Annotated in this window: 7 protein-coding genes; 4 read left to right on the forward strand and 3 right to left on the reverse strand. The window is 70.6% G+C overall.

Annotated elements, in window-relative coordinates:
* On the forward strand, window positions 1-1,284 hold a 1,284-nt coding region (locus G6020_RS03815; RefSeq protein WP_182609705.1), incomplete at its 5' end, for a DEAD/DEAH box helicase.
* 12 nt (window positions 1,285-1,296) lie between these two features.
* Here G6020_RS03815 and G6020_RS03820 read toward each other — a convergent pair.
* Window positions 1,297-2,088, reverse strand: coding sequence for an ROK family protein (locus G6020_RS03820; RefSeq protein ID WP_182609706.1), 792 nt, complete (start codon window positions 2,086-2,088; stop codon window positions 1,297-1,299).
* 92 nt (window positions 2,089-2,180) lie between these two features.
* Entirely contained in the window at window positions 2,181-2,480 is a 300-nt protein-coding gene (locus tag G6020_RS03825) for a hypothetical protein (protein ID WP_179523518.1), read from the reverse strand.
* 124 nt (window positions 2,481-2,604) lie between these two features.
* Between G6020_RS03825 and G6020_RS03830 the strand changes: the two genes are divergently transcribed.
* Window positions 2,605-3,219, forward strand: coding sequence for a malonic semialdehyde reductase (locus G6020_RS03830; protein WP_179523517.1), 615 nt, complete (start codon window positions 2,605-2,607; stop codon window positions 3,217-3,219).
* A 42-nt stretch (window positions 3,220-3,261) separates the two neighbouring features.
* Here G6020_RS03830 and G6020_RS03835 read toward each other — a convergent pair whose 3' ends face one another.
* Window positions 3,262-4,098 carry a hypothetical protein gene (locus tag G6020_RS03835; RefSeq protein ID WP_182609707.1) on the reverse strand — a complete coding sequence of 279 codons (837 nt, stop codon included), beginning with the start codon at window positions 4,096-4,098 and terminating at the stop codon, window positions 3,262-3,264.
* A 231-nt stretch (window positions 4,099-4,329) separates the two neighbouring features.
* Here G6020_RS03835 and clpB point away from each other — a divergent pair, with 231 nt between their 5' ends.
* Both clpB and G6020_RS03845 read left to right on the forward strand, forming a co-directional pair.
* A complete protein-coding gene (gene clpB, locus G6020_RS03840; protein ID WP_182609708.1) occupies window positions 4,330-6,882 on the forward strand; it encodes an ATP-dependent chaperone ClpB in 2,553 nt (850 codons plus the stop codon).
* 227 nt (window positions 6,883-7,109) lie between these two features.
* Window positions 7,110-7,994, forward strand: coding sequence for a rhodanese-like domain-containing protein (locus G6020_RS03845; RefSeq protein ID WP_182609709.1), 885 nt, complete (start codon window positions 7,110-7,112; stop codon window positions 7,992-7,994).
* Window positions 7,995-8,167: the final 173 nt, after the last annotated feature.

An 8,167-nucleotide genomic window follows, 5' to 3' on the forward strand; every position in this document is an offset into this window, starting at 1 on the left:
CGCGCGGAGGGCCCCGCCACCGGCGCCGAGACGGTCGCCGACTCGCCGGGGCCGTTCCTCGTGGTGGCGCCCTCGTCGGTCGTGCCCAACTGGGAGGCCGAGGCCCGGAGGTTCGTGCCCTCGCTGCGCGTGGCCCGACGCTCGGCCACGGAGAGCAAGTCGCCCACGACCGTGGCCGAGGACGCGGCCGTCCACGACATCGTGGTCACCTCCGCGACCGTCCTGCGACTGAACGCCGAGGCGTACGCGGGGATCGAGTGGGCCGGGGTGATCCTGGACGAGGCCCAGCAGGCCAAGAACCCCTCGTCCAAGCTGTTCGCCGCTCTCGCCGGGCTGCGGGCCGACTTCCTGCTCGCGGTCACCGGCACGCCCATGGAGAACAACCTCACCGAACTGTGGGCGATCGCGGCCCTGTCCTGTCGGGGGGTGCTGCCCGACGCCAAGGAGTTCCGCGCGCTGTTCCGGACCCCGATCGAGAAGGACGGCGACGCCGAGGCACTGCGTCGCCTGCGCCGCCGACTGCGGCCGTTCCTGCTGCGGCGCCGCAAGGAGTTGGTGGCCGGCGAGCTGCCGCCACGCACCGATGCGGTGATGGAGGTAGAACTCTCGGTCGCGCACCGCCGGGTCTACGAGCGCGAGCTCGCCCGTCAGCGGGCATCGCTGCTCGCGCTGCTAGACGACTTCGACTCCAACCGAATCAGCATCCTCGCCGGCCTCACCGTGCTGCGCCGGCTGTGCCTGGACCCCTCGCTGGTGGACCCCGATCACGCATCCATCCCCTCCGCCAAGACCGATGAGCTCATCGCGTCGCTGCGGGAGGTCGTGGCCGAGGGGCACCGGGCGCTGGTGTTCAGCCAGTTCACCAGCTACCTCGACACGGTGGTCGACAGGCTGCACGCCGAGGGGATCACGGTCGCTCACCTCGACGGCAGGACCACCGACCGAGCGGGAGCCGTCGGCAGGTTCACGGAGGGTGGCGCGCAGGTGTTCTGCCTGAGCCTCAAGGCCGGGGGAGTGGGCCTCAACCTGGTGGGCGCCGACTACGTCTTCCTCCTGGACCCGTGGTGGAACCCGGCCACCGAGGCGCAGGCCGTGGACCGTGCGCACCGGATCGGTCAGACCCGCCCGGTGCTGGTCTACCGGATGGTCGCCCGAGACACCATCGAGGAGCGGGTGGTGGAGTTGCAGCGGCGCAAGGCCGAGCTCTTCGCGTCCGTGCTGGATAGGGGGGAGCACTTCTCCGCGGCACTCACGGCCGACGACCTGCGGGGGCTGATCGAGTAGCGGCGCGGGTGATCACCGCACCGCCGGCATCGCCAACCCCGCGGCCACCGCGGCCCCGAAGAGTGCCGTGTCCCGGGACGGGGAGAACACGACCCGCGGCGTCGGGATGGTGTGCGGCAGCGTGTGCAACTGCTCGGCGACCGGCCCGTGCAGCGCCTCGCCCAGGCCCACCACGATCCCGCCGGTGAGCAGGACCGTGCGCGGCCGGAACAACTGGACGGCGTCCACCACGAAGGAGCCCACCCGGTGGGCGTAGATCTCGGCGGCACCGTCGCCGTGTTCCCGCTCGAGGTCGTAGAGCCCGTGCCCGCCCAGACCCCACCACGCCTCGGTGGTGCCGCCGTCCACGACCAGCCGCCAGTGCCCGAGGTCCCACCCGGTGGGCCCGCACGGGTGGATGAGCGCACCGTGGCGGTTGAGCGCCCCGAAGGACAGGGTGGTGCCCAGGGAGATGGCGATGCCGCCGAACTCGACGTCCGGCAGCTGGGTCAGGGCCAGGGCGTGGGCATCGCCGTGACCGATCACGGACACCGGGGCGTCCAGGAGGGCGACCAACTGGGAGCGCATCGGCCCCTCGGCCCAGGCGGCGGCGCGGGAGGCCTCGATGACCCCACGGTCGGCGTCGACGTGCCCGCTGACAGACACGCCGACGCCGCTGGGGAGGGGATCGACGGCCCGGATCACCGCGGCCAGATCCTCGGCGGTGGCCACCTCGGCCCCGTGGACTCCCACCACGCGGCCGTCGACCACGGCACCGATCCGCGTCCCGCTGCCGCCGATGTCGACGACGACGCCGTTCCTCATCAGATCGCCTCCCGTTCCACACCGACCATTGTCACCAATAGTTCGTAGCGGGCGGGCCATTGGGTGTGGTGGGGTGCTACCCGGTATCGGTGCTACCCCGTATCGATGTTGCGGATCGGGTCGCTCGCCTGGCCCACGGTTCCGCAGTAGAGCTTGGCCGACTCCTGGTTCAGCGTCACCTCCATGCCGGCGGGATCGGACTGCCCCTTCTCGTCGAGGAAGGTGGTGATCACCTCGCGCTGGTCCTCGGGCGGCATCTCCATGTAGTCGCCGCAGGTGGTGTCACCGCCCTGGTTGGGGTCCATCGCGTTGCAGCCGGTCAGGGTCGCCAGCACGAGGGCGGCGGTGGCGACCGGGACGGCCAGCGTCGCGGATCGGGTGCGGGTGGGCATGGGGACCTCCGGGGGGATGACGACGACGAGGTGAGCGGTCGATGAGGTGAGCGTAGGCGCGCGGGGTGACGGACATCACCATTCGACCGGGATTCGGCGGAGCGCATCGGGAGTTCTAGTAGATATGACAACATCTTTTGAGGTTCCGACCGCCCTGACCCTGGACTCCGCTGCGCAGGACCTGCTCTTCCGGGAGGCCCGTTCCGCCAACGCGTTCACCGACGAGCCCGTCACCGACGAGCAGCTCCGCGCGATCTATGACCTGGTCAAGTGGGCCCCGACGTCGATGAACAACCAGCCGCTGAGGATCGTCGTGGTGCGGTCCGAGGAGGCCAAGGCCCGACTGTTGCCGCACCTGGCCGAGGGCAACCGGGCCAAGACCGCCGCCGCGCCGGCCGTCGCGCTGCTCGCCGCCGATGTGGACTTCCACGACGAACTACCCCGGCTCTTCCCCCACTTCCCCGGCGCCCGCGACCTGTTCGCGGACGAGGCCGCGCGGGCCGGTGTGGCCGAGCTCAACGCGAGCCTGCAGGTCGGCTACACCATCCTGGGCATCCGCGCAGCGGGTCTCGCCGCCGGCCCGATGACCGGGTTCGACGCCGAGGGGATCGCCGCGGAGTTCTTCCCCGACGGGCGACACCGCGTCCTCGTGGCGATCAACATCGGCACGCCGGCGGAGAACGCCTGGTTCGACCGGCTGCCGCGACTCGACTACGACGAGGTCGTCACGACCCTCTGAGGGGTTGCCACGGCAGCCCGCGCGTCGCCAGTAGTTCGCGCGTCACAGGCAGCCGACGAGTCGTAGCGCGAACTGGTCGCCGTAGCCCAGGATCGTCGGAGGGTGCGGGCCCGGCCGTTCCGCCATGACCTCGGGCCCGTGCGCCACGGCGTGGTCGACGCCCACGGCGTGCATGAGTTCGTGAAGCGTCAGGCTGCGGGTCCAGGCGTCCCCGGGGACGGGGCTGATCTGATCCGGCCGCAGGGTCACCGAGCCCTGGAGAACCAACCCTCGCGGCCACACCGTGACGCCGCCCAGTCCCGCGATCTCGGGGTCGGTGTGGAACATGGGGTGGTCTCCGTAAGTCACGGAGATGGCGCCGTCGCCTTCGCGCTCTCCCTCGGCACCGGGCCCCGCGTACCTGAGAGGGAGGCCGCTGGCGAAGGCGAGCGTCTCGACCGCCCACGCGAGGTCGGGCTCGCTGCCCGGCGGTGCGTCGTAGGAGCGCACGGGGATCTCGTGCTCGCACGGCCAGTGGGCGATATACCCGTCCTCGGTGGCCTCGACGGCGTAGTCGACCCCCGCGATCAGCCCGGCAGGGGGCTGGATGTCGGCGGCGCGGCGCGGTGACCACTCGCCCCGGAGCGGGACGGCAGTCCCCGGGACCGTGGAGTTGGCGGCATCGGCGTGGGCGGGCCTGAACAGGCCGCCGTCCCCGCCTGACACGCGAGCGGCGCCCTCGCCGAAGGAGGCGACGGTGCCGCGGTGCTCTTCGGGGACCATCGCCAGGAGGGCCGGCGAGGATCCGACGACCGCCAGCGCCAGGACGAGCGGTACGACGATCGCCAGCAGGTAGGCGGAGAAGCTGACGGCGGGATGAACGGATCGCTGTCTGTTCACGGCGCGGGGTGGGGTGAGGGGGTCAACGGGGGCCTGTCCTGGGTCGATGCGAGGGAGGGGCCTCGCGGTACCGCTAAGAATCTACTCACGTGGTGGCGGCGTTCACACCAGATTCTTTGACTTGAGCGGAATAGACTCAACTGTTCGGCAGTTGTACGGACTGTCCGGTCCCGATGTGGGCCGGTATTGACCCGAGTACGCTCAAGAACACGTCGAAGAAAGGACCGGTCGATGAGCCAGTTCAACCCCACGACCAAGACCCAGGCGGCTCTGTCGGCCGCCGTCCAATCCGCCTCGGCGGCAGGGAACCCGGATGTCCGTCCGGGCCACCTCCTCGTGGCGCTGCTCGAACAGCAGGACGGGATCGCCACGCCCCTGCTCCAGGCATGTGGGGTGGACCCGCAACTGGCGCTCACGCAGGCCAAGGCCCTCACCGCGAGTTACCCCAGCGCGTCGGGCTCGGGGCTGGCCGCCCCCAACTTCAACCGCGACGCCCTCGCCGTCATCAATTTCTCCCAGACCCTCGCGTCCGAGATGGGCGACGACTACGTCTCCACCGAGCACGTCCTGGTCGGCATCGCCGCGGGGCACACCGGGGGCGACGCCGCCAAGCTCCTGGGCGAGCTCGGGGCCACCGAGGACGCGCTCAAGCAGGCGTTCGCCGCGGTCCGCGGAAACACGCGCGTGACCAGCGAGAACCCCGAGGACCAGTACCAGGCGCTCGAGAAGTACTCCACGGATCTCACGGCCCGGGCTCGTGAGGGCAAGATCGACCCGGTCATCGGGCGCGACTCGGAGATCCGGCGCGTGGTGCAGGTCCTGAGCCGCCGCACCAAGAACAACCCGGTGCTCATCGGCGAGCCCGGCGTGGGCAAGACCGCCATCGTCGAGGGGCTGGCCCGGCGGATCGTGGACGGCGACGTCCCCGAGTCGCTCAGGGGCAAGACCCTGCTCTCGCTCGACCTGGGTTCGATGGTCGCGGGCGCCAAGTACCGCGGCGAGTTCGAGGAGCGGCTCAAGGCCGTGCTCGACGAGATCACGGCCTCCGAGGGGCAGATCATCACCTTCATCGACGAGGTCCACACCATCGTCGGCGCCGGCGCGACCGGCGAGGGGTCGATGGACGCCGGCAACATGATCAAGCCGATGCTCGCCCGCGGGGAGCTGCGCCTGGTCGGTGCCACCACGCTCGACGAGTACCGCAAGTACATCGAGAAGGACGCCGCCCTCGAGCGCCGCTTCCAGCAGGTCTACGTGGGGGAGCCGAGCGTCGAGGACACGGTCGGCATCCTGCGCGGGCTCAAGGAGCGCTACGAGGTGCACCACGGTGTGCGGATCACCGACTCCGCGCTCGTCTCCGCGGCCGCGCTGTCGGATCGCTACATCACCCAGCGGTTCCTCCCCGACAAGGCGATCGACCTGGTCGACGAGGCCGCGAGCCGGCTCAAGATGGAGATCGACTCCCGACCGGAGGAGATCGACGCCGCCGAGCGGATCGTGCGCCGACTCGAGATCGAGGAGGTGGCACTGCAGAAGGAGACCGATGCGGCGTCCAAGGATCGGCTCGTCGCGCTCCAGTCCGAGCTCGCCGACTCCAAGGAGAAGCTCGCCGAGCTGACCGCCCGGTGGCAGAACGAGAAGACCGCCATCCAGGGTGTGCAGAAGGTCAAGGAGGAGCTCGACGCGCTGCGCACCGAGTCCGAGAAGGCCGAGCGGGACGGCGACTACGCACGGGTCGCCGAGATCCGCTACGGACGGCTGCCCGAGCTGGAGAAGCAGCTCGCCCAGGCGGAGGAGAACGACGCCGCCACCAACGCGATGCTCAAGGAGGAGGTCGGCCCGGAGGACGTCGCCGAGGTCGTCTCCGCCTGGACCGGGATCCCCGTGGGCAAGATGCTCCAGGGCGAGACCGAGAAGCTCCTGCGCATGGAGGACGAGATCGCCCGTCGGGTCGTCGGCCAGAGCGAGGCGGTCCGGGCCGTGTCCGATGCGGTCCGCCGGTCGCGCGCCGGGGTCGCCGACCCCGACCGGCCCACCGGCTCCTTCCTCTTCCTCGGCCCCACGGGTGTCGGCAAGACGGAGCTGGCCAAGGCGCTCGCCGAGTTCCTGTTCGACGACGAGCGGGCCATGGTCCGGATCGACATGAGCGAGTACTCGGAGAAGCACAGCGTCTCGCGGCTGGTGGGTGCCCCTCCGGGGTACGTCGGCTACGAGGCCGGCGGGCAGCTCACCGAGGCCGTGCGACGACGTCCGTACACGATCGTCCTGCTCGACGAGGTCGAGAAGGCGCACCCGGATGTCTTCGACATCCTCCTGCAGGTGCTCGACGACGGCCGTCTCACCGACGGCCAGGGGCGCACGGTCGACTTCCGCAACACGATCCTCGTGCTCACCTCCAACCTGGGGGCGGGTGGATCGCGGGAGCAGACGATGGACGCGGTCAAGCGCGCCTTCAAGCCGGAGTTCATCAACCGGCTCGACGACGTGGTGATGTTCGACTCGCTCAGCGAGGAGCAGCTCGAGTCGATCGTCGACATCCAGATCGACGAGCTCGCGCGGCGACTCAAGGGGCGGCGACTGACCCTGGAGGTCGACGACGCGGCAAAGGGTTGGCTTGCGCGGCGCGGGTACGACCCTGCCTACGGCGCCCGCCCGCTGCGCAGGCTGGTGCAGCAGGCGATCGGCGACAAGCTGGCTCGTGCACTGCTCGGCGGCGACATCCGCGACGGCGACACCGTGCGGGTCTCGCTGGCGGAGGACGGCGAGTCGCTCACGCTGAGCTGACGCCCGTCGCCTGAGCTGGCGGGAACGAGCCGGCGGGTACGAGTTGGCGGACAGGAGATGCGATCGGGAACGGCCCCGACGCGAATCCTGTCCGCCAACTCGTGCCCGGGTGACCGCCCACGTCCCGCACCGCCCACACCTCCTCGCCCGCCCACGCGCCCGCGGAGTGACGGATCAGTCCCCGATGAGGGGATCCGCCTCGTCGTCATCGCGACTACCATGGACCCGTGACCAGAGCCACCGCACCCGCATCCGACACCCAGGTCAGTCCCCTCCTCGTCACGGCGCGCGAGTTGATCAGCGACGTGGCGAGCCTTCCCACCCCCGTGATCCTCGACGTGCGCTGGCGACTCGGCGACGCCCGCGGGCGCGAGCACTACTACTCGGGCCACATCCCCGGTGCGCAGTACGTCGATCTGCCCACCGAGCTCGCGGGCCAGCGCAACGTCCGCGAGGGCCGTCACCCGCTGCCCTCGCCCGATGATCTCGAGGACGCCCTGCGGCGTGCCGGGGTGGACAACGACAGCCGCGTGGTGATCTACGACGACTCCGGTAACACCTCCGCGGCGCGCGCCTGGTGGCTGATGCGCTGGGCCGGCAAGAAGGACGTCTACCTCCTCGACGGCGGTCTCAAGGCGTGGATCGCCGAGGGCGAGGACCTGGCGGTGGGGCCGGGCAACCCGGTCGAACGCGGCGACTTCACCTTCAGGCTCGATCACATGCGCACGGCCGACATCGACGAGACGCAGGCAAGCCCCGAGGAGGGCGTCCTGATCGATGTCCGCGCGGCCGAGCGCTATGCCGGCCACACCGAGCCGATGGATTCGCGGGCCGGCCACATCCCGGGCGCCGTCAATCTGCCCACCTCGTCGTTCCTCGACGAGAGCGGTCGGTTCCTTCCCGCCGAGCGCATCCGTCAGATGTTCGCCGACGTGGGCGTGACCAGCGGGAAGGACACCGTGGTCTACTGCGGTTCCGGCATCCACGCCTGCCATGCGCTCGCGGCGATGGAGGTGGCCGGGATCGAGGCGGGGAGGTTGTTCCCGGGGTCGTGGTCGCAGTGGTCGGCGGATCGTCGGCGGCCGATCGCCCTGGGGGAGGACCCCCGCTAGCCCGCGCCTCCGCCGGCTCCCGGGCCCGTCCAGGTCACGCAGCGCCGCGGTGCCTGGCGGGTAACCCCACCAGCGCTGACTACCCTCTGTGGACATGGTCGTGTTCTGGTTCCTCCTGGCCCTCGTGCTGCTCGCCGCGGCGCTCATCCTCCTGCGTCTGGACGCCAGACAAC

It is taken from the genome of Dietzia sp. B19 (assembly GCF_014145155.1).
GTDB classification, from domain to species: domain Bacteria; phylum Actinomycetota; class Actinomycetes; order Mycobacteriales; family Mycobacteriaceae; genus Dietzia; species Dietzia natronolimnaea.